The organism is Anatilimnocola aggregata (genome assembly GCF_007747655.1).
Classification (GTDB): Bacteria; Planctomycetota; Planctomycetia; order Pirellulales; family Pirellulaceae; genus Anatilimnocola; species Anatilimnocola aggregata.
Genome location: NZ_CP036274.1, coordinates 277,985 through 300,336, shown reverse-complemented (window position 1 = coordinate 300,336; position 22,352 = coordinate 277,985). Strand labels below are relative to the sequence as shown.

The window sequence follows — 22,352 nt, the reverse complement described above, 5'->3', positions numbered from 1 at the left end:
CAACGCGGTTTCATTCATGACCGAACCAGCCAAGCCAGAACTTCCCGCGCCCAGCCTGGCGACCGCCTATCACGAAGCGGGGCATGCGGTGATTGCCCTCGCGCTCGGCCGATTGGTGCAGCGGGTGAGCATCTTGCCCAATCAACTACGTTTGGGCGCGTGCGAATTGAAGAAAGGGAAGGCGAAGCAAACGCACGACCCGGTCGAAACCGAGATTCTCATCTTCTTGGGTGGCGTGGCGGCAGAAGCACGCTTTACCGGCACCTATGCCTGGGGTGGTGCGCAGCAGGATCTGCGCTACGTCCGCTCGCTGACGACGCAACGTGCCGGCAGTCAAAAGCAAATCGAACGGCTGGAGCGGCGAATGCTCGACAAGGTCGAGCATCTGCTCGACGATCCGGCCGTTTGGTTGGCGACCAAGCTCATTGCCGATGAACTCCTGCGCAGCACGACCATCAGCGGGCGTGCTGCGAAGCATCTTTTCGAACAGGCAGCGGCGAAGTTCGACTAGATATCGCCGTCGTCGATCGTTTCGAACAATTTCGGAGTGAAGGCGATGTCGTGCAAGCCCAGGTCGTGCAGCACGTCGTTGCCAGTCCCGCCCGAGATCACAGCATTGCGAGCGCTCAGGTTCCGCACGGCGAGAATGTCGTTGCCGGCACCCATGCCAATCGTCAGGTTATTGGCCACATCCAGGCTATCGATATCGAACTCGTCACTCCCAGTATCACCATCGAATGAGGCGGTGCGGGCCACCACTCGATACAGCGTCAGCAGATCGTCGCCTTGGCCAGTGCGAATATCGAGCACCCCGCCCACGAGCAGATTCAGCAGGCCACCATCGATTTCGACTTCGTCGTCATCGGCACCCGTATAGAGTTGCAAGTTGCGACGGACCACAAACGACGCCAGGCCATCTTCACCACTGTTGAGCGAGACCGAGTCTTCGCCAGCCGCAGTATCGATGGCCAGCGCGACAAGGGCCGCGCCGGTGATTTCGACCTGGTCGTCGCCAGATCCGGTGTTGATGCGGAGATTATCGCCGGTGATAAATTGGACGAGCACGCCGTCGTCGCCTGCTTCGGTGAGAATGCCGATGTTATCGGTTGCAGAAACGTCGGCGAACATGACAAAGTCGTTGTCGGTGATTTCGCCCGAGATCACGCCTCCGGTCCCCACTCCCAGATTGCCGACCGTGGTCCCCAGCACGACGACGCCGTCGTCTTCAGCGCCGGTGGTAATTGCCAAATCGCCGCGCACTGTGTTGAGCACGACGGCGGCGATATCGTCACCCATTCCTGCTCCCTTGCGAGGATCGGTGTTGATGACCAGGTGAGTCGCATTGGTGAGCACGCTCAGGATGAAGTCGTTTCCTTTGCCACCCTCGATTTGAATGGTGTCGACGGTGCGCATCGTCATCACCAGCGTGTCGTCGCCATCTCCCAGTTCGATGTACGTGCGGCCGGTCATTCGCGTGGGCAAGTTGATTAAGTCGTCGCTACTAAAATCTGGATCTTCGATATCGAAGCTCGATTCCTCTTCGTCCCCCGCTAGCCAGTCGAACAGGCCGCCTTCGGGCTCCTCTTCTTCGCCGTAGGAATCAACCGCTGCCAACATGTCGGCCACGAACTCGACGTCATTGCCAATGCCCAGCCGATCGTTGCCGCCGTTGAGGCGAATATCGAGCTTGGTGATGCCGGTCAACGTAAGGGCCGGGGTGAGTGAGTTGATCGTCGTGCCGGCGGCCGGCGTGATCGTGAAGCTGTTCGCTGTCGGCCCTTTGCCAACGATGATCTCGTTGGCTGCATCATCACCGCGAATGACGAGCACTCCCTTGGCAACGGTGGCTGTCACGTTGCCAGCCATCATCGCACGCTGTTCGAGGGCTTCGACGGCGAGAAGAGAACGGAAGTTCGAACGAAACTGCTGGCGCTGACGCGATTGCATACGAGGACTCACATTGGAGGAGATTTCCAACAGCGGAAGCGATTAGCCCGGCTTCAGCTGCCCGCAACTTGCCAGGGCAAGGAGTGCGGCGACGAGGGTCGGGTAATTAACTTAGATCGCCCAGCAATGCAATGCAGAAACCGCTGCGAGCTGGTGGTCGTTGAGGGCTGACGGAAGGGACGGAAGGCGGCTCGCCAAGATTTTTTGGGAATCTTGTGGGTAAGTGTGGCGGGCAAACGGGGAAGTTTGCGGGCTAAGGGTGTCACAGCGGTTGTCGCTCTGACACACCAAAAAACCTCAGCTTTGAAGGACTCATGCCATGAAGACTGTTACTTTCTCGCTCGCCGCTGCTGCCCTGCTCGCTCTGTCGCTGGTCGCTGTCGAAGCCCAGGCCCAATCGCCCGATTGGTTCATCCGCATCGGCGACTTCAACATCGGTTCGAACCGCGGTTTCAATCCTGGTGGATTCGTTCCTGGAGGTCGCCAACGCAACCCAGTCATCGACCAAGGCTTCGACGGCGGGTCGATGCGAATTGATCCTCGCACCGGCCGCTGGATTGTGAACACCAACGGCCACACCATTCACCGCAGTGCGATGGACCCCAACCGCAACCAGGTTGATCCTGGCAGCCTTCGCCGCAGCTCGTCGATCAGCCGCGATGCCTTCGGCAATCAAATGGAAACGACGGTCACCAGCTGGACCAGTTTCGGTCGGCCTCACTCCACCACAAATGTTCGCCGCATTCAAAATGGCCGAAATGGAACTGTGATCGACAATCAGGTCATCTTGCGGTCGACCAACCCCAACGCCAACGATCAAAACCCCTAACGCCCAACGAACTGCCTCGCTAACACTGAGGTTGACCTAACCCCGGACCAACATCCGGGGTTTTTTCGTGTTTGCATCAAATGGCCAGGGCAAGCAGTTACTGCCCGTCTCTGGCTACTCGATTTGATACGTCTGGCCGCGCAAGGTGACCAGGAGTTGCTCGTCGTTTTGTTGGGTCGCCAGGACGGCGTTCTCGTCCGCGGTGTTGGCCTTCACCAGGGCGAAGTACTCGTCGCTGAAGCGTTTGATCTTCTTGATCTTGGCTTGGTCCTTCTCGGGATCGACCGTTTGGGCATTGGCGGCAATCCACAACTTGCCGCGGCGATAGAGCGTTTGGCTGCCGACATTCTGCACGGCGTCGGCGGCAATTTCCTTATCGCTATCGATGTCGCGGAATTTGTTCTGGGCCAGGCCTGCCTGCGGAGCCGCATTGCCAAAGCCTGCGCCAGCACCACCCCCTGCGTAATCTTGCTTTGCGGCTGCAGGGCGGCCGGTAACCAATGGTGCAGCAGGTCCAGAGGCAGCTTCGCCGCGCGGCGACATCGCATACGAGCGCGTGGTATTGCCAGCGGTTTTCGCTTCTTGCAACGACTTCTTCTCGGCACGTTGGGCAACGCCCGAGAGCCCTTCGGCTTCGCCCAGGCGATCGACCAGGCGGCGCGTCTGTTCCAGATTCTCGCGGGCGTCGGACAGTTGACCCGGCCGAGCCAGGTCGTCAGCTAGGAACGAAGTGTAAGGTGTGAGAATGCCGTGTTTGGTGGCGAGCGAGATCAGCTCTTTTACCAGTTCGTCGTTCTTTCCCTTCAGATCGATCTCATCGATAATCTCGCCAACGCGCCGCAAAGCCCACAACTTTTCGACAAACGCGTAAGTCTGGTCATTGCTCTTTTCCACGAGTGTCGCGGGGAAGTCGTACTTCTTCTCGTCGCCGCCAATCTTGCCGCTGATGGCGACCTTAGCTTCGCCCGGCTTCTTGTAACGGCCAACCATCACCAGCTGTTCGCCAGCAAAGAGGTCATAAACTTCTTTGGGATAAACGCGATTGATCGCCGGGCCCGATTCAACGGAAGCGGCATCAACTTCAATCTTCACCTTCACGCCTGTCAGCATGGGCGAGCTCATTTTGCTGTACAGCCGGCTGACGTGCGCTTCGATGTCTTCGTTCGGCCGCACGTACTCGCTCTGGCCGAAGTTATCGCGGCTCAGGCGATCGAGGAGCCGGCTGTTCACGTCGTACCCCACGCCAAAGTTAATCATGCGGGTCCGAATCTTGTTGTTGTTCTTGGCGTTGGCAACAATCTTCCCTTCGTTCGTTTCACCCGCGGTCGGCAGACCATCGGTAAGGAAGAGGACATAGTTGGGACGCGTGTCGTCCTTAATCATGCCGAGCGCCGTGGTCAGCGCGCCATCGATATTCGTGCTGCCGCCAGCATACAAGCCCTCGACAAATCCCAGCGCTTGCTTCCGCGTTTCATCATCGAACTTTTGCAGCTCGGGTTTGAACGATTCGACGGCAGAGTCGTAAGCGACGATGTTGAACGTGTCCCCCTTGCGCAGATTGTTGAGGACGAACTTGATTGCTTCCTTCGCCTGCTCGATCTTCTTACCGCTCATGCTCCCCGAGCGATCGGCGACGATGATCACCGTCTTCGCTGGCCGGTCGGCATTGTCAGCCTTGATCTCCGGACTGGCGAGCATCAGAAAGAAGCCCTCCTCGCTCGACTCGGGACGATAGCTAATCAGGCTCGCGCCCAATTTGCCATCGTTGGTATCGAAGAACAGACGGAAGTCGGTCGCGGGAACGACGTTCGTCGCTTCGTACTTAACAATCGCGTGCTTGCTATCCGGCCGTTTTACTTCGATGGGATAAGTTGGGCTATAGACGCTCTTGATCTCTGCGGTTGTTTCGATGCTCGCTTCGATCGAGACCTTCTCCACCGGACTGCTGGTGTACTTGGCTGTCGAAAGGGGCAACAAGAAGTCGGTTAGCTGATGATCTTTCCGCAGCAACTGACTGAACTTGAGTGTGACCTTCCGTTCTGCCCCGGGAGGTACCGGAAAGACACTCGTCTGGAACATGCCGGTGCCAACCCACTCCAGCAGAGCTGGGTCTTGATTGCGCCGCACGTAGCCCTCGTAGATTTCGCGGGCCTTCTTCGCTTCGAGCAACTTAGCGTCGTACTCTTTGCCGTCGACCATGAAGGTCATCCGGTCGATGGCCCCTTCGTACGGCAGCGGAAAGACGAACTGCACCTGAGCGATCTGGCTGCCAGTGTTCACGAAAGTCTGCGAGACCTGCACCTGGGCAATCTGGTCCTTGATCTTGGCCTGGTACGACAGCTCTTTGATCTTGTACGAAATGGCTGGTGTCGGCGGAGTGGGGCGGGGATGAGGCCAGGGCGGAATCGGTCGTGGCAGCGGCACCGGGTGAGGATGATCGATGATGATCAGCACCCCTTGGGCTGAGGCCGCCGGGCCCCAAGCTGTGGAGTAAGCGGCAATGACCGCCAGAAAGAACATCCAACCCGCTGCTGACAACGCCCGTTTCATAATCCTGCTCCATCCAATTTGGGAGGGCGAGGCTCCTGCCGAGCCGCTGGCCCTTCAATCGACTGCTGTGTCTTTGCCCAACTCGACTCCGCCGTCACAAAGATCCTCTTTGTTGATAAATCACCGCAATTCATCAACACTACCTAGCGCTAAACCCGTGCGCCACGCGTTTTGCTGTTGATAAACCCGGCCCATTTATCAACACCCCCCTTTAGCGGCTTGCGCACGTTCGCTTGCCAACGACAGTGGCCCTACGAACTAGACGAACGAACCCCACCCTCAGTTTCACGCATTCCCAGCGGAATGCAATCTTCGTGACGCGGTTGTTACGAGAGAGGCACTCAATCATCGATCTGCGGATCCCAATCGGAGAGCATGATGTTCCCGGGTTTTGCGTCGTAGTACCAGATGCCGCATTTCCGAAGTGCCGCTAACGCCAACCGCACTCGTCTTACGTCCTCTCCCCACCAGTCCTCCATTCGCTCGTGCCACTCTTGCAGGACATGCTCCGGCCATTCAGGGTCGTTAAGGTATGCCTTGCCGAAGTCGAGAAGGTACGGCGGAAAAACGACTCCCATCTCGATTACGCGGAGTTGGTCGCTATGTCCCAAGAACTCGGGCACGTTGAATTCCAAGATCTTCTTCCCGAAACCCGATTCATTTATGCGCTGATAACACTCCTTCTCGTGAGCATAATTGTCTGCCCGAAGAAACGACTTAACGATGCTTTTGCGATTCGAGTACCAGACAGAACCGTCATCGCCTCCGTCGAACGGGAACGGATCAGGAATTGAAATTTTGGTGCGTCTAGCGTATAAATAAGCTCGTCGTTGCAAATCAAGGCGGATCATGGAGTGCTCGGACTTGAACGTTCCTCAGCTCAATATTGCTGGCAAGCTAATTGTGAATGGGCAGAGGTTTCAGATAGGGCAAATTAGCCGCACTACTCTTGTTCTACAATCTCCGCAGAACACAGCTCCTAGCAAAGCCCAGTTGGTCGTAACTGTAAACGGGCAAAAAAAGGTGTACGGCATTTTTCTGCCTCACGGCATTAGTTGCGAATCTGACGAGGTAGCTTTCTTCTAAAACTCTGTTCGCTCGCATCATCCGCCGCCAGAACTACCGATTTTTCTGGCTTTGAAGATTGCTTTCTGCCGATGATACGAAGGATGACACTAGGCTCGCACTGCCAGCACAGATGTCATGGCTGTGATAGCTGGTTCTTTTCTCGATGGGCCTGTACAGGCGCGTAGCTGCCATGCAAATCCAGACGACTCGCTTCGGTACGGTACACCTCGAGGCAGACGATATTCTGCTGTTTCCTCACGGGCTGATTGCCTTTGAGGACTGCCGGCACTGGGTGCTGCTGAGCGACGGCGAGAACGACTCGCTCGGTTGGTTGCAGTGTGTCTCGCGCACCGAAGTGGCCCTGCCCGTGGTCAGTCCGCGACGGTTTGTGGCCGGCTATCAAGTGCGGGTCGCTCGCACCCAACTGCAGCCGCTGGAACTGGCGCAGTTCGACCAGGCGTTTGTGCTGTCGATTGTCAGCAAAGACGGGCCGTCACTGACGGTGAATCTGAAAGCGCCGCTGGTCGTGAATCTCGACCGTCGCCTCGGCCGCCAGGTAATCACCACCGACGAGCAGCCCGTAGCGCTTGCCATCGGTCAGCCCATGCATAGCTTGCTGCGAAAATCAGCCTAGCGAAACGCTCCACTCTTCTGAGCCACCAACTTGCCGAGCGCACTCGGGTGAGTGAAACTACCTGCGAACTGCTTCATCCGTTCGGATAGCACACTCGCGGGAATTTTCTGATGCGCACTGCCTGGTGGTCTGTCTCTCGTGGCTTCGCCGTTTCGGCCTGCATGCTGCTGCCGCTGTCTATGTTCGCAGCTGAACCGACGAACCCGAAGGAGTTCGCGACCACGCGAATTCTCGACGTCTGGCAGAAATACGATGGCCAGCTGACGTTCGGCAAGGGACAGACTTTGGCTCTGGTCGATGACGGCTGCAAACTGGCGATGCCGCAGTGGCAAGCCAAGACCGATGGAGTGCCCAAGGTGCTGGTCACTTACGACAGTGTCGACGGCGACGACAACCCGCAGCACGAAGGGCGCGGCTATCACGGCTCGACGATTGGCATTCCGTCGTCGGTAAACTACGACGGTAAGCGTGGCGTGGCATTTAACAATCAACTGGCTGTCATTCGTGGGCTGGAATGCTGCCATTGCAAAGTGGCCGACGGCGCATCGCTGGCCAAGGCGCTGCAATGGGTGCTCGAAAATCATGCCAAGTACAACATCACCACGGTGAATCTCGCCCCCGTCGATGACCTGGCCCATGCCGAACCAGTCGCCACCGACATCGACGACAAGCTGGCCAAACTCCGTGCGGCTGGCGTTTGGGTGAGTGCTCCGACCGGCAACCATAACTTCACCAACGGCATCTCGTGGCCCGCTTCGCAGCCCAACTGCTTCGCCATCGGTGCGGTTCGCGTGGCCGAAGACAAAGTTTACTTAGATCGTCATGCCAAGGTCGATCTTGTTGTCCCCGCCGCGGCCACCAGTTCCTCGAACGCAATCTGCTGCGGCAGTGTGATGATCCTCCGCGAAGCGATCGAGAAGGCTAAGTACGACTGGAAGCCAGACGGTGAGAATCTGCCTGCTGCCATGCTCGCCATCCTGCAGCGGACGGGCAAAGAAGTGGACGATCCGGCGACGAAGCTCACCTTCCGCCGTCTCGACCTGCTCGCTGCGGTGGAACACGTCTTCGCGAAAGCAGACCCCAAGCCGGAGTGTGGTGCCGACGAAGCTGCCGAACAACAACTGACCGCCCTCGGTGCCCAAGTGACGAAGGCTGGCGATCAGATATCGCAGATCAGCTTCAAAGACTGCTCCAAGCTAGGTGCTGCGGAGTTTGAACTTATTGCCAATCAACCTGAGCTGAAAAAGCTCACCCTCTATGGCAGCTGCAAAGGCTTGAACAACGAGACCCTCCCGCTCTTGAAGAAGCTCACCAAGCTGGAAGACGTGAGCACCGACGGCATGCAAGTGACCGACGCTGGCTTCGGCCCGCTCGCAGAAATGAAGAGCCTGAAGTCGCTGAGCTTCTTTCATCCTTCGTGGGGGAGCAAGGAATTCGTCGGCACGGGACTCGTGCAGTTGGCGGGGTTGCCCAATCTCGAAAAGTTGACCATCGCTGGTACGCCCTTCAACGATCAAGGGATGGCCGCGGTCGGCAAACTGACGCAACTGAAGGCCTTTCGCACCTGGCACACGTTTCAAACCGAAGCGGGCAATCAGCACCTGCTGAAGCTCACAAACCTGAAAGAGCTGCGACTGGGTCAGCGGTTGCGGCAATACAACGGCCAACCGAACCCGCCGAGCTTGACCGACGACACCATCCAAGTGATTGCACAGCTCACTTCACTCGAGAGTCTCTGGCTCGACGAAGCACGCCTGTCGGGTACCGCGCTCGCTCAGTTGAAAGGGCTCCCCAACTTAAAGCTCCTCACGCTCGAGCGCGTTGACATCGCTGACGCCGAAGTCGAACAGCTGAAGAAAGAACTCCCCAACGTGAAGATCGACGTCAAGCCAATGACCGACGAACAACGCGCGGCGCTCGCCAAGATGCTAAAGCCGTAGGAGAAGTTAGTGGAAAAGTATTGGGCGAGCTAAGGTGCCGGGCATTGCCAATCTTCCACAGTCAATCCTCTGACTCGTAAAAACTCCCCGGTGTTGTTAGTGGCCAGGATAAGTCGCAACGACAAGGCGTGTCCTGCGAGCAACAGATCGTAAGGTCCAATGGTATGTCCAAGCTTCTCAAGCGCTGCTCGGATTCGGGCTGCCTCTACCGCCGCAATTGAGTCAAATGGGAGTAAGCTCACCATCTGCAAAAATAGCTCTACCTTACGACGCTCTTGTGTTGGATCCGCACACTTTTCGACGCCAGTGAATAACTCATATGCAGTGATGGTCGATATCCCGCAGTCGCCAGGGTTCAGGGCCAGCAATCGTCTCGCCACCAGCGGATGATTCCGCATGGCCGCAATGCACGTATTGGTGTCGAGCAAATACTGCACGGGATCGAAGTCAACTCAAGTTGGGGGCTGGTGGTGTCTGTCCTTGCTCAGGACGGACGAATGCCGGATCGTCAACATGAATGGATTCCAAAAAATTGGCAGGCCAAGTTGCAGGCTTCATCGGCTCGAGAATTACCGCTTCTCCCGCCCTGCGAATCGATACGCTCGATCCGTCAAAACGAAATTCCTCGGGCAACTTGACGGCCTGCATCCCCTGTAACTCGATCACTTCAGCGGTCTTCATAGCGATCCCCATTCTCGCTTCAGTATAAGCTGCCGCTTGCCGTCCTAACCACTAAGCGGAAACTTATTCAAAGGCTCGGTCGGGTTCGCATGAGCACGTCTCTATGTGGCCCGAAGCAAGGCATCGGGCTGCGATACGACCAACTTGCCTAGCGTATCGGCTCAAACACAAACTCATCTCCGCGAAAATCAATCCGCACGCCGGTCTTCTCGGGAATGTTGCCGCGCAGCAATTCGGTGGCGAGCGAGTTCTGCAATCGCTGTTGAATGGCTCGCTTCAAGGGGCGCGCGCCATAAACAGGATCGAAGCCTTCGCGGGCCAGTTCTTCTTTCGCAGCGTCGGTGATTTCGAGCGTAATCTCCTGGGCAGCCAGTTGCTTTCGCAGCCGGTCGAGTTGAATATCGACGATCCGAGTCAGATCCTCGCGCGTGAGCGGGTGGAACACAATCGTTTCGTCGATGCGGTTGAGAAACTCCGGCGCAAACTTCGCTTGCAACGCTTCCTTCACCGCATCTTTCATTTCGTCGAGCGAACCATGCTCACGGGCGATCTCTTGTATCAGCTGGCTGCCGATATTGCTGGTCATCACGATGATCGTGTTCGTAAAGTCCACGGTCTGCCCCTGGCCATCGGTCAGGCGGCCATCGTCGAGCACTTGCAGCAGCACGTTAAACACGTCGCGGTGGGCCTTTTCGATTTCGTCGAGCAGCACCACGCAATAAGGGCGGCGACGAACCGACTCCGTCAGTTTGCCCCCTTCTTCGTAACCGACGTATCCGGGCGGAGCGCCGATCAAGCGGCTGACGTTATGCTTCTCGGTGAACTCGCTCATATCGACGCGCACGAGCGCGCTCTCGTCGTCGAACATCACTTCGGCGAGTGCTTTGCAGAGCTCGGTTTTGCCGACCCCCGTGGGCCCGAGGAAAATGAACGAGCCGATGGGGCGATTCGGATCCTGCAGCCCACTGCGACTGCGACGCACGGCATTCGAGACGGCGATCACAGCCTCTTCCTGGCCAATGACCCGTTGATGCAGGCGCTCTTCCATGACGAGCAACTTGGCCCGCTCCGTTTCGAGCATGCGGCTGACCGGAATGCCCGTCCACGCGCTCACGACCTCGGCGATTTCGTCCTCGGTCACTTCGCGGCGCAGCAGGCGGCGATCGGCCTTCTTGCCGGTTTTCTCGGGCGCTTCAGCCGCTTGGGCTTCGTCGCGCTCATCCTTGGCTTCGACCTGCTTGCTCAGCACTTCCCGCTGCTTATGCAACTGCATCAGCTTCTGGAAATCGCTTTCGCTGGGAACGACGCCGGCCGACTGTTTTTCTTTAATGGCCGTTTCGAGCTGGCTGTATTCAAATTGCGCTTTCTCCAGCTCTTTGCGGACGTTTTGCACGTCCGACACGCTCAGCTTCTCGGCTTCCCACTGTTCGCGCAGGCTGGCAAGCTTCCGTTTGACTTCCGTCATCTCAGCTTCGATTTCGGCCCGTTGTTCTTGCGCAGCATCTTCGTTCTCTTCGGCCAATTGGCGCGAGGCCATCTCCAACTGCCGTTGGCGGCGCTGCACTTCGTCGATTTCGGTCGGCACGCTGTCGAGCTCAATGGCCAACTTGCTCGCCGCTTCGTCGATCAGGTCGATGGCCTTGTCGGGCAAGAACCGCTCGGTGATGTAGCGCTGCGACAGCTTCGCAGCGGCGATGAGCGCGCCGTCTTTGATCTTCACGCCGTGATGCGCCTCATATCGCGGCTTCAGCCCGCGGAGAATGCTGATGGTGTCTTCGACCGATGGCTCGCCGATATACACCGGCTGAAAGCGCCGCTCGAGCGCCGCGTCTTTTTCTACGTGCTTGCGATATTCGTCGAGTGTCGTCGCGCCAATGCAGCGCAGCTCGCCGCGCGCGAGCGCCGGCTTGAGCAGGTTCGCTGCGTCGGCAGCACCTTCAGCAGCGCCGGCACCGATGACGGTATGGAGTTCGTCGATAAACAGAATCACCTGGCCGGCGCTCTCCTGCACTTCGCGCAGAACCGCTTTCAGCCGTTCTTCGAATTCGCCGCGGAACTTGGCCCCGGCAATCAGTTGGCCCAGATCGAGGGCGATAACCCGGCGATTCTTCAAACTTTGTGGCACATCCCCCTGCACGATGCGCTGCGCCAGACCTTCGGCAATGGCGGTCTTGCCCACGCCCGGTTCCCCAATGAGCACAGGGTTGTTCTTGCTGCGGCGCGAGAGAACTTGAATCACGCGGCGGATTTCGTTGTCGCGACCAATCACCGGGTCGAGCTTGCCCGCCTGGGCTTTCTCGACCAGGTCGATACCGTACTTTTTCAGCGCCTGGAATTTATCTTCGGGGTGCTGATCGGTCACGCGGCCACTGCCACGCACATCTTTCAGCGCGCTCAGCACGTCCTTATCGCGCACGCCATTGACCTGCAGCAGGTTACGGGCGGTCGAGTCGTTCTTCGTCAGCGAGAGCAGCAGATGCTCGACTGAAACGAACTCGTCCTGCATTTGCTGGGCTTCTTTGGCTGCCCCTTCCAGAATTTGCCCCAGCGCGCGGTTTGGGTTCGGTTGTGAGCCACCTTGGGCCTTCGGCAGGCGGTCGAGCTCGTTATTCACTTGCTTCGATAGCTGCCCCAAATTGACGCCAATCTTCTCCAGCAGCGGGCGCACGAGCCCCTCGCGCTCAGTCAGCATGGTGCTTAGTAAGTGGAGAGAGTCGATTTCCGGGTTGCCCCGTTCAGCCGCCAGGTTTTGGGCACCAGCGACGGCTTCTTGGGCTTTGATGGTCAGTTTGTCGAAGCGGAAGGGCATATAGTTTTTTGAAGAGAGAAGGCAGGAGCGGGAGACAAGTGCGTCGAGAATGACAGATTCTCGCGCCAAGCACCTCCTAACGCAAACTCCGTTCCAATCCATTTGCCATTTCGGGAAGCCGCCAGCAATGGGTTTTTGATATCAAAGCCGGCCCATGTGAGCTAAATTGAGCGACAGAGCGGTTTTATCACCTGTAACGAGCTGTCTACCATGCCTCTCTCGATCCGGGCATTGTCCGTCTGCTGCTGGCTAAGCCTCTGTTTGGCTGCAGTGGATATTGCCGCTGCCCAACAACCCTCAGCAAAACAGGCCGTCGCCGCGCCCCGGGGATACGACGACGTCGCTCAGCCTTTCATCAAGCAGTACTGCCTGAACTGTCACGGCACCGCGGCCAAGGCTGGCTACCGGATCGATCTCATCGGGACCGATTTTTCGGCTGCTTCGGTGGCTGATCATTGGAAGGAACTGATCGACCGGGTGAACGTCGGCGAAATGCCACCCAAAGAGAGCCCGCAGCCCAGCGCGCAGGAAACAGCCGCGTTTGTGACTTGGGTGAACGAGCAACTGCGGCAAGTCGACCTGGCGGCGAAGAAAGCGGGGGGGCGCATTCCGCTGCGGCGACTCAATCGCGATGAATATGCCAACACCGTGCGCGACCTGCTGTTGCTCGACGATAAAATTGTCCGCCCGCTCATCGAAGACCTTCCCAGCGATGGTCAGGCCGAAGGCTTCGACCGCTTAGGCGTAGCCCTCTTCTTCGACCAGACCCAAATCGAACGCAGCCTAGGCGTCGCCGAAAAGATCGTCGCGCGGGCGATCGTGACTGCTCCCCCCAAAGAAAACAGTCTGGTCAACCGGTTCGAGTTCGAACACAAGCGACCACCGCCCGAGATGGTCGAAGTCTTTCCCGCCTTCGCGCACACTATTCCACGCGGAGCCAAGGATCGCTTCGTACATGCCGATCACATCGAGATCATACAGGGCGGCCCAACCTACAAGCGCGAATACGACGGCTGGGGCGCAATTGAGCATTTCGCCATCAGCAAAGTGGTAACGCAGGACGGCTACTATCGGTTTCGCATCAACGCCAAGATGGACAACCGCGGCCGAACCGAGCAGAACAAATTTCGCCTGCTTTACGCGACCGATTCCCCCATCTTTGTCGAGAAGGAAGTGCCGGTCGATCCCTCCGGAGTAACCGAGGTCGTGCTGTTCTTGCGCGGGCCCGTGAATGGCGAAGTGAAGGGACCGCAGGTCTTTCGCTTGCTCTGGAACCATAACGATAAGGCGGTCATTCGCGAGCCGAACTACATGAAGCTGGTGTCGCAATGGACCGGCCTGCGCGGCAAAACCGAACAGGCAGCCGCTCGTCGCGCGCCGCAGAGCGAACTCGATGAACTCAAGCAACAGCGCAGCGAACTCGAACAAAAACTGAATGCCTGGACCGGGCCGGCCAACATCTACAACCCGGAAATGGACATCGACAAACTGCCGCGCCTGCTGCTCGAGTCGATCGAAATCACCGGCCCCGTGCAAAAAGAGTGGCCCCCGGCCAGCCACAAGCAACTGTTCTTTGCGGGGGACGAGCGACAAGATGCCGCGTATGCCCGCGAGATCTTTACTCGCTTTCTGCCTCGGGCTTATCGCCGGCCGGTGACAGCCGCGGAAGTTGAAGCCGTGGTCGACGTGGTCGAAGATGCTCAGTCAACCAGCAAGTTGCCCTTCGCCGCAGCGATGCGCGTGGGCCTGCAGCGCGTCCTCTGCTCGCCCAGTTTCCTGTTCATTCACGAACCGTCGGCTGGCGAAACCACGCGCCGCCCTTTGAACGATTACGAACTGGCCTCGCGGTTGTCTTACTTCGTCTGGAGTTCGATGCCCGACGAGCCGTTATTGGCGTTAGCTGCCCAAGGCAAATTGCGCGAACCAGCAGTGGTTCAGGCTCAATTGCAGCGGCTGCTGGCCGATCCGAAGGCAGAGCAGTTCGTGCGGAACTTCGGCGGCCAATGGCTATCGGTTCGCGAGTATGGATCGGTCCAGCCGGCAGCCGAATATCGAGATTACGACAGCCCGCTCAAGTCGGCCGCCGAGCAGGAACCACTGGCCTTCTTTGCCGAGGTTCTTGCCCACAATCTGCCGATCACCAACTTCATCGACAGCGACTTTCTGGTAATCAACGACCGACTCGCCAGGCACTACGGCATTGACGACGTCGCCGGTTCCGAGTTCCGTCGTGTAGCGATCAAGCCCGAGCATCACCGCGGCGGCGTGCTCGGCATGGCGGGGCTGATGACCTATCTGGCCGATGGCACCCGCACGCTCCCCATGCGGCGCGGTTCGTGGGTGCTGCGCGAGTTGTTCAACGACCCGCCCAACAGCCCACCGCCGAATGCGGGTGAGATTCAACCCAACACCGCCGGCAAGAATTTGACCGTCCGCCAACGGCTCGACTTGCACCGGACCGATGCCGTCTGCGCTTCGTGCCATGCCAAGCTCGATCCTTATGGCCTGGCGCTCGAGAACTACGACGCAATCGGCAAGTGGCGCGAGCGCTTCAACGGCGAAGGCTTTCGCGGGCGCGATGCTCCGCTCTTGGATGTCAGCGGTGAACTGGTCAGTGGAGCCAAATTTACAACACTCGAAGAATACAAGGCAATCTTGCTGCAACAACAAGATCGCTTTGCCCGCGCCTTCACCGTGAAGATGTTGACCTATGCCCTGGGGCGGCCGGTCGGTTATACCGATCACGAAGTGGTTGATTCACTGACGGCCGCGCTCAAACAAGACGACTACCGCATTCATCGGCTGCTGCAAGAGATTGTCCGCAGCGAGCCCTTCCTCACCAAATAATCCGACACTCCCTGGAGTATTTCCCGTGCATATCAAACTTCAGCGACCGTCGCTGCCGCGCCGCACTTTCCTGCAAGGTGCCGGCATCACGCTGGCACTCCCGTGGCTCGATATCATGAGCCGCACCTCCAGTTCGCTCACGCACGCCGGCACCATCGCCGAGAACGAACGGCCGAAGCGCTCGGTATTTTGCTTCTTTGGCCTGGGTATCAATGGCCGCGACTTCACTCCCGCCCAAACGGGACGCGATTACGAACTGACCCCCATCCTTAAACCGCTGGCGGCTCACAAGCAGGACTTCACCGTCATCTCGGGGCTCAAGCTCACGCATTCGGGCGGCCACACGGGCGATCGCACGTTTCTCACCGGCACCAACACCCGCAGCGCCGGTGCCAAGTTCCGCGTCTCGTGCGATCAGGAACTGGCTGAAGCTGTCGGGCGCGAGACGCGCTTTCCTTCGCTCATCCTCGGCATTCGCCGCGGCACCGGCTTCGGCGGCAATCAAGATCAAACGCTCTCCTGGACCTCAGCGGGCACACCGCTGCCGTGCGAGAACCGGCCGCACATTCTCTTCGATCAACTCTTCCGCCCCGACACGGCCGATACCATTGCCCAGCGCGAAGCCGAGTTCATTCGCCGCACCAGCGTGCTCGATTCGCTGCGCGAAGAGGCGCGCCGCCTGAGCACCACGCTCGGTAGCGACGATCAACATAAGCTCGAAGAATACCTCACCGGCATTCGCGACCTCGAACGCCGCATGCAGGACGAGAAAGAGTGGCTCCGCCGCCCCAAGCCCAATGTCGCCTCGCTCGACTTCGGCAAAGAACAAGGCCTCGACCCCGACAAGGCCGGCCTCGAGTATCGCCGCTATCAACGGCTGATGTTCGATACCATCGCCCTCGCACTACAAACCGACAGCACCCGCGTCGTCTCCTACCTGGCACGCATGGATGGGCAAGATGGCACCGGCTCGTACCGCGACATGGGCAATCCCTACAACTACCACGAGATGACCCACCACGGCGAAGACCCCGACAAGCTCAAGTGGTTCACGCAGGCCGACATTTGGTACATGGAAGAATGGTCGTACTTCCTGAGCAAGCTGAAGGGGATCAAAGAAGGGGACGGCTCGCTGCTCGATCACACGCTAGTCGCCTACGGCAGCAGCGGCGGTGCGATCAACGCCCATCACAATCACCACCTCCCCACCATGCTCGCCGGTGGGGCCAAGCTGGGCATCAAACACCAAGGGCACATCGTCAAAGACGACGTGCGACTCGGCAACCTCTGGGCCACCATGTTCGACCGGATGCAAGTTCCCGCGCCGAAGAATTTTCAAGGTGGCGAAGCCGACGGACTCATTAGTGAACTGGTGTAGTCCACCTGCTGGTCACTCGCAGTCCCAAACGTAACTTCGTGCGCGTGAATCAAAACTCCACCAACTTGTCCAACTTCGAGCCCCTATTTGGACACGAACTCGCGCCGTTCCCGAGGAATTCTGCAGTTGGTGTCCAACAATTGGGGCGATAAATGGACGCCCCCCGAACTAACTAGCAGCGACTTGCATCACGCGGCCCTTCTTCTGGAACATCGGGTTTTTACCGCTTGCTGGCAAATGCCCTCCTTTGCCTTTACTGCTACACTATTTGGCCTAAAGCCCACTTTGTGGGATGTTCGATGCTGATAAGCTCAAACGAGGACAGTCAATGGGCAAGAAAACTTCACACGCGGATGTTGAGGACGACATCGAGATCCCAGATGAAGATGACAACCTTCTCGAGAGCGCAATGCAAGACGGCGATCCCGTCAATTTTTGGGAGCAAAAGCAGCGAGAGGTAATCACTAGTGTTGTCGACTACAATCTGGGAACACTTTCGGACTTGGTGCGGCTCAAGACAATCGATCTCTCGCCAAAGTATCAACGGCGATTTCGGTGGGACGATAAGCGACAATCAAAATTGATAGAATCATTTTTTTGATGAACGTCCCAGTGCCCCCGATTTTTCTGAACGAAGATGAATACGGCAAATATAGTGTGATCGACGGAAAGCAGCGACTTCAGGCTATATCATCCCTGTTTCTTGACAAACTGCGACTTTCTGGCCTCGAAGTATTTTCGGACATTAACGGCAAGACATTTGATGAACTACCAGAAGAATTGAAGACGGTTCTTAGAGTACCCCCCACTATTCGCGCCGTCATTATACTACGACAATCCGATAGTGATGTGAAATTCGAGGTCTTTAAACGGCTGAATACTGGCGGAGTTAAACTGAACGCCCAGGAAATTCGCAATAGCACCTACCCTGGACCGTTAAATGACCTGATCTTGAAGCTTTCAGAAGATCCACGGTTTCACGCAGCACTTGGAATTAAGGCGAAACACAAATCGCGTATGCATCAAGAAATGCGCGACGCTGAATTGGTTCTGCGATATTTCGCCTTCCGAACAAAATGGAATACTTTTACAGGCGGAGTCATGCGACAAATGGACAGGTTCATGGCGATTAAGCCTGCGCCAACTGAAACTGAGCTAAAGAGTCTAGAAAAGGAATTCCTAGATACACTTGAGGCGGTATCGAAGGTTTTTGGTCCAAATGCATTCCAGCGATGGCAAACCGATCGTAGCGCATGGCGAAAGCAAGTCCTTGCGTCGCTGTTTGACGCGGAAATGCTCGCCATGCGGTCATTCCGCAAGAAAGATCTAAACGCGGCAAAGTCGACAATAATTGCTGAATTTAAGAAGCTTTTCGATAGCGATGAGTTTCGAAAGTCAGTCGATGCTGCCACAAACACACCGAGCTACTTGAAATACCGTGTAAGCGCAGTTGAAACACTGCTAAAAGAGGCTCTTGGAAAATAGAGTATGCCCGACACCGCAGCACTAACCAACTTCAGAGCCTCCTTGGCACTAGCCAACGAATTAATGCAGATCGAGGCTGTGCTACCAGACCCTGCTCCACCTGCAGATGAAGCGCGCGCACGTGGATTGAGAGGAGGGGCGGCAGTGTTGATGGTTGCTGCATTCGAAGGATATTTGAGTAGTGGCATTGCGGAATTAGTGTATCCTTTGCTTGGTCCGCCGGCAAAACTGTTGAATACTTTGCCCAAGAAGCTGCAAACAGCATCTGTGTATGAATCGCTAGAACTTGCTATGTACGGCCCTCGACATGGCCAGACAACTACAAAGGAACAAAGACTGCCAGATATTGATGCAGCGGTAAGCAAGATTTCGAGCGGGTTGGTTGATCCAGCTGCTTTAAGTCAAACAAAAAGTAATCCGAGTCCTGCCACAGTAAAGAGATTGCTCAAAGGATTGGGGATCCCAGATCCGTTCGCTTACCTTCGGCCAACATTTGACTTAAAATGGGCCCAACCGGAAGCGGCAAGCTTTCTTGTTGATAAACTTGAAGAAATTGTGCAAAGACGCCATCGAGTTGCACACTCAGCAAATGCACTCGCTATCGGCCGGGCTGACTTAGCGGCCGGCGCAAAATTTCTACAAACTCTTGCCGAGACAATTGATCAAGATGTCCAGATATATCTGGCCGCTCTTTAGCAAGTGCATTGTTCGGAAGCGCCACCGCGGGCCGGTATTGTGACCTTGCCGAATTGCATTTCAATGCTTGCTGTCGAAAGATTTGGTTAGCCCGCAAACGCGGGCTAACCAATCTCCTACATTCAGCCCGCCCTACTTCTGAAACATCGCGTCTCGCGGGTTGCCGCGCGAGAGTAGGTAGGCCATCAGGTCGAGAACTTCGTTTTCGTTCAACTGCTTGAGCAGGTCCTTGGGCATCAGCGAAACGGCCGAGGGCTTGCTTTCTTCGATGCCCGATTTTTTGATGACCTCGATCTTCGCGGCATTTTCCGGATCGATCACCATCGTTAATTCTTCCGCCGTATCGTTCACCACACGGCCCGTCCGAATCTTGCCGTCGTCCGTCAGCACGACGGTTGCCTTGTACTGATCGGAGATGACTTTGCTGGGCTCGACAATGGAATCGGTGAGATCCTTCAGGTTGAACCGCCCGGCGAGTTGCGTCAGGTCGGGGCCGGTGGCACCGCCGTCGCCACTGTAACGATGGCAGACAATGCAGCGGGCGGCGGCGAACATCTTTTGTCCGTTCTTGAAGTCGCGCCCCTTGAGTTTGTCGGTCGCGAGGTTCACCACATCGGCCACGGTGTACTCGCGGCCTGGACCTTTGGGCTTCGGCAATTCCGGAGCGACGTAAGGCTTACGAATTCCTGCCGATTCGATCGCCAGCCGTTCGATGTCGGTCGAGTTGGCAAACGCATCGTTGTTAATGTTGGTGAGGAACTTCTGGTAGCTATTGCCGCCGCTCCAGGTGCGGGCCTTCTCGAACCAACCGAAGTACGTCTTCCGCTGATCGATAGTCCAGCCCGACTTCAGGTTGCGAAGCGTGAAAGCGAATTGATACTGCTGCAAGTCAGGCTGATTAGCGAGCATGGTCGCGATATTGCCGCCGTAGCCACGATTGCGGGCCAGCAGTTGTTCCGCAACGGTCTGCGTGGCAACTCGTTCCTTGGTCAACATCGGCACGATCTTGCTGGCCGCTTGGGGCGAACTGAGACCGACCATCAGAATCGCCAGTTCTTGATTGTGGCTGTTCGACGCGGTCGGAAAGAGCGAGTCGAACTTGCTGCCGAGCTTGATTTTGTCAGCATCGGCCGGCAGACCCAAGCGGAGGAAGACAAGCTGATAGGCCCGTAGCAATTCGAGTTGTTGATTCTCGGTCAGCGACGAGTAATTCAGCTTTTCCAGCGCGGCGAGCAGCTTGGACTGCAGCGGGGCATCAGCCTGACGAGCCAGGCCAACGACGCCGGTAATCACCGTTTCGATATCGGTCGAACCAAGCACCTGATCTTGCCAGGTGGCGACGGGCAAGCGCTCCAGCGCCACGCGCGCCGCATAACGAATGTGCCGATCGCTGTGCGCCAAATGAGGAACGAGAAAGGCCGCTGCTTTCGCCGGGGCAGCATGATCGGCCACGTGATACGTTTCAATCTCGCGCCGCAGCGCACGCAGGTCGGCATCTTTGGCATCTTTGCGTTCGGCTGGCGCGGTCGATTCCTTACCGACATACGTCACGCGGAATAATTCACTCTGAGCACCGCGGCCACCGATCGAAAAATAGAGTGCCCCATCAGCTCCCACCACCACATCGGTCAGCGGCAGCGGCGTGCGCGAGACGAATTCTTCTTTCACGGCCTTATAGCTCGCACCACTCGGTTCCATGTGAATGGCGTACATCGTCGCGAAGGTCCAGTCGCAAATGAACAGCGCCTTCTGGTACTTCGCGGGGAACTTCGTGCCGTAGCCGAACTCAACACCCACTGGCGAACCCGGGCCGATATCGACCAGTTGCGGCAAGCTGTCGACGTAGTAGGGAGGCCATTTGCCGGTGCCGCTGCGCCAGCCAAATTCGCTGCCGCTCGTGGCATGCACCACGCGCGTGGGGCGATACCAGGGTGAACCCATGTCCCATTCCATGTCGGCGTCGTAGACAAAAATTTCGCCGTCGCCGTTCAAAGCAAAGTCGTATTGATTGCGATAGCCAATGGAAATCATTTCCCAGGTCTTGCCATCCGGATCGGTCTTCGCGATCCAGCCACCCGGAGCCAGAATTCCCGTCGCGTGACCATTGCCGTCCCATTGGCGAGGGAGTAACAAGTCTTCGTCCCAGTTCGGCGCGATCCGGCTGGTCATCCCCGCCGGCAATTCGGCATGCAACTGCTCGGCACGCACGCCACCCATCGTTTGCACCGGCGCATTCAACTTGCGATCGAAAGGAGGCTGCGTATGGTTGCCGCAGTCGACATAGATCGACTTGCCGTCGGGCGAAAGCCGGAGCGCGTGCGGGCCATGTTCGCCGCCGCCACGCAAGTCCTTCAGCTTGACGCATTCGTCGAACTGATCATCGCCATTGGTATCGCGAGCGCGATACAGTCCGCTGCCGGGACCACCGTTGCAGCAGATATAGAGCGAGTCAAAAGCCCAGAGCAGGCCTTGCGCGCCGGAGACTTGTTTGCCATCGATTTTGATATCGAGCAGTTCGACCTTGGTTTCTTCAGTACTACCGATTTTCGGGGGCGTGATGCGGCAGAGACCGATGCCACCTTGATCGCTGGCCAGCAAGCGACCCTTGCCATCGACGGCCAGGCAGACCCACGAGCCGAGCTTGTCCTTCGGCACGGTGAACAAGCGTTCGACCTGAAAGCCCGGCAACAGGTTGAACGTATCGCGCGGCGTATTCGAGGCGACTGCGCCGCCCGTCAGCACCTGGCCCCACGGAGCGTCGCCATACTTGGCCACGACCTTTGGCTTGGCCCAATCCTTGGGATTGCGCAGATTGGCGACTTCCCACGAATCGTCGCTGACGAGGTAGCTGGTTTTGCCATCGGCGGCGGTGAGCATCATCTTCAGCACGAAGGCCGCACTGCCCCCTTCGTTGGTGATCTCAGCTTCGAGAACATTCTCGCCGGGCTTAATGAACTTTTGCACGTCGGCTTCGGAGGCCGTTTGCCACTCGCTCGACTGCAGTACGAGTTGGCCATTGATCCGAATGGCGACAACGTTATCGCACGAGGTCTTCAGGCGGGCCCCTTTCGTGCCCCCCATGAACGTCTTGCGGGCGACGTAGTTCTTCTTGGGATCCGCTCCCCAGATCCAAGTGGGTGCCGGCCCTTCGCTGACCCAGTTCTTGGGAACGGCCGAAGTCGCGGCCGGCGCTGGTTCCACCGCAGGCTGACCCACCGCAGCGGCCAGTTCGGGCTTCTGCGTGAAATGCTTGCCATCGGTGGTGTCGGCACCATGCGCGGGAGCGCAAGAGATGATGAACAGCGTGGCGGCAGCGAACGTGAGCGAACTGAGGATGGGCCGCTTCATGGGCAACTCCAGAAAGGAAGGCTGGTCGGGGGAGCTTAACAGGATAATTGCTGCGGGCTGGCGTGGCACCTGTGGGGTGAAACATTTGCCCGCGAATTCTCGTGCTTGCCACCAGCTACAATCGGCGAGACTTCGAACAG

At 57.5% G+C, this 22,352-nt stretch carries 16 protein-coding genes; 9 read left to right on the top strand and 7 right to left on the bottom strand.

The window, feature by feature from the left end; translation table 11 throughout:
• The first annotated feature begins 16 nt into the window (after positions 1-16).
• Entirely contained in the window at positions 17-511 is a 495-nt protein-coding gene (locus ETAA8_RS01005) for a cell division protein FtsH (RefSeq protein WP_145083586.1), read from the top strand.
• On the opposite strand, the gene ETAA8_RS01000 is transcribed toward ETAA8_RS01005, so the two are convergent.
• The gene (locus ETAA8_RS01000; RefSeq protein WP_145083583.1) at positions 508-1,947 is read right to left on the bottom strand and encodes a hypothetical protein; all 1,440 of its coding nucleotides are present in this window, start codon (positions 1,945-1,947) and stop codon (positions 508-510) included. The two genes, ETAA8_RS01005 and ETAA8_RS01000, sit on opposite strands and share 4 nt — an antisense overlap.
• Before the next feature lie 319 nt (positions 1,948-2,266).
• On the opposite strand from ETAA8_RS01000, the gene ETAA8_RS00995 reads away from it, so the two are divergent.
• The gene (locus tag ETAA8_RS00995) at positions 2,267-2,776 is read left to right on the top strand and encodes a hypothetical protein (protein WP_145083580.1); all 510 of its coding nucleotides are present in this window, start codon (positions 2,267-2,269) and stop codon (positions 2,774-2,776) included.
• Between the two features lie 114 nt (positions 2,777-2,890).
• On the opposite strand, the gene ETAA8_RS00990 is transcribed toward ETAA8_RS00995, so the two are convergent.
• Together ETAA8_RS00990 and ETAA8_RS00985 are read right to left on the bottom strand one after the other, a co-directional pair.
• On the bottom strand, positions 2,891-5,326 hold the full coding sequence (locus tag ETAA8_RS00990; RefSeq protein WP_145083577.1) for a VIT domain-containing protein: 2,436 nt from the start codon (positions 5,324-5,326) through the stop codon (positions 2,891-2,893).
• 341 nt (positions 5,327-5,667) lie between these two features.
• Positions 5,668-5,961 carry a hypothetical protein gene (locus ETAA8_RS00985; RefSeq protein ID WP_145083574.1) on the bottom strand — a complete coding sequence of 98 codons (294 nt, stop codon included), beginning with the start codon at positions 5,959-5,961 and terminating at the stop codon, positions 5,668-5,670.
• Positions 5,962-6,584: 623 nt separating this feature from the next.
• Between ETAA8_RS00985 and fliW the strand changes: the two genes are divergently transcribed.
• Together fliW and ETAA8_RS00975 are read left to right on the top strand one after the other, a co-directional pair.
• Positions 6,585-7,028 (top strand): flagellar assembly protein FliW, encoded by a 444-nt coding sequence (gene fliW / locus ETAA8_RS00980; protein WP_145083571.1) that lies wholly within the window; start codon positions 6,585-6,587, stop codon positions 7,026-7,028.
• Positions 7,029-7,138: 110 nt separating this feature from the next.
• Positions 7,139-8,968 carry a S8 family serine peptidase gene (locus tag ETAA8_RS00975; protein WP_145083568.1) on the top strand — a complete coding sequence of 610 codons (1,830 nt, stop codon included), beginning with the start codon at positions 7,139-7,141 and terminating at the stop codon, positions 8,966-8,968.
• A gap of 29 nt (positions 8,969-8,997) precedes the next feature.
• Here the strand turns inward: ETAA8_RS00975 and ETAA8_RS35765 are convergent, their stop codons facing one another.
• The 3 genes from ETAA8_RS35765 to clpB form a co-directional block, all read right to left on the bottom strand.
• A complete protein-coding gene (locus tag ETAA8_RS35765) occupies positions 8,998-9,405 on the bottom strand; it encodes a type II toxin-antitoxin system VapC family toxin (protein ID WP_145083566.1) in 408 nt (135 codons plus the stop codon).
• 10 nt (positions 9,406-9,415) lie between these two features.
• A complete protein-coding gene (locus tag ETAA8_RS00965) occupies positions 9,416-9,649 on the bottom strand; it encodes an antitoxin (RefSeq protein ID WP_145083563.1) in 234 nt (77 codons plus the stop codon).
• Between the two features lie 148 nt (positions 9,650-9,797).
• A complete protein-coding gene (gene clpB, locus ETAA8_RS00960) occupies positions 9,798-12,458 on the bottom strand; it encodes an ATP-dependent chaperone ClpB (protein ID WP_145083560.1) in 2,661 nt (886 codons plus the stop codon).
• Between the two features lie 210 nt (positions 12,459-12,668).
• On the opposite strand from clpB, the gene ETAA8_RS00955 reads away from it, so the two are divergent.
• The 5 genes from ETAA8_RS00955 (at position 12,669) to ETAA8_RS00935 (ending at position 18,864) form a co-directional block, all read left to right on the top strand.
• Entirely contained in the window at positions 12,669-15,305 is a 2,637-nt protein-coding gene (locus ETAA8_RS00955) for a DUF1592 domain-containing protein (protein ID WP_145083557.1), read from the top strand.
• A 25-nt stretch (positions 15,306-15,330) separates the two neighbouring features.
• The gene (locus ETAA8_RS00950; RefSeq protein WP_145083555.1) at positions 15,331-16,683 is read left to right on the top strand and encodes a DUF1552 domain-containing protein; all 1,353 of its coding nucleotides are present in this window, start codon (positions 15,331-15,333) and stop codon (positions 16,681-16,683) included.
• A 328-nt stretch (positions 16,684-17,011) separates the two neighbouring features.
• Positions 17,012-17,284 (top strand): DUF262 domain-containing protein, encoded by a 273-nt coding sequence (locus tag ETAA8_RS00945; protein WP_145083552.1) that lies wholly within the window; start codon positions 17,012-17,014, stop codon positions 17,282-17,284.
• Entirely contained in the window at positions 17,284-18,168 is an 885-nt protein-coding gene (locus ETAA8_RS00940; RefSeq protein ID WP_145083549.1) for a DUF262 domain-containing protein, read from the top strand. The genes ETAA8_RS00945 and ETAA8_RS00940 overlap by 1 nt, the downstream gene beginning before the upstream one ends.
• 3 nt (positions 18,169-18,171) lie before the next feature.
• Positions 18,172-18,864 (top strand): HEPN domain-containing protein, encoded by a 693-nt coding sequence (locus ETAA8_RS00935; protein WP_145083546.1) that lies wholly within the window; start codon positions 18,172-18,174, stop codon positions 18,862-18,864.
• A 132-nt stretch (positions 18,865-18,996) separates the two neighbouring features.
• On the opposite strand, the gene ETAA8_RS00930 is transcribed toward ETAA8_RS00935, so the two are convergent.
• Complete coding sequence (locus ETAA8_RS00930) at positions 18,997-22,212, bottom strand: c-type cytochrome (protein WP_145083543.1); 3,216 nt, start codon at positions 22,210-22,212, stop codon at positions 18,997-18,999.
• Between the last annotated feature and the right edge of the window lie 140 nt (positions 22,213-22,352).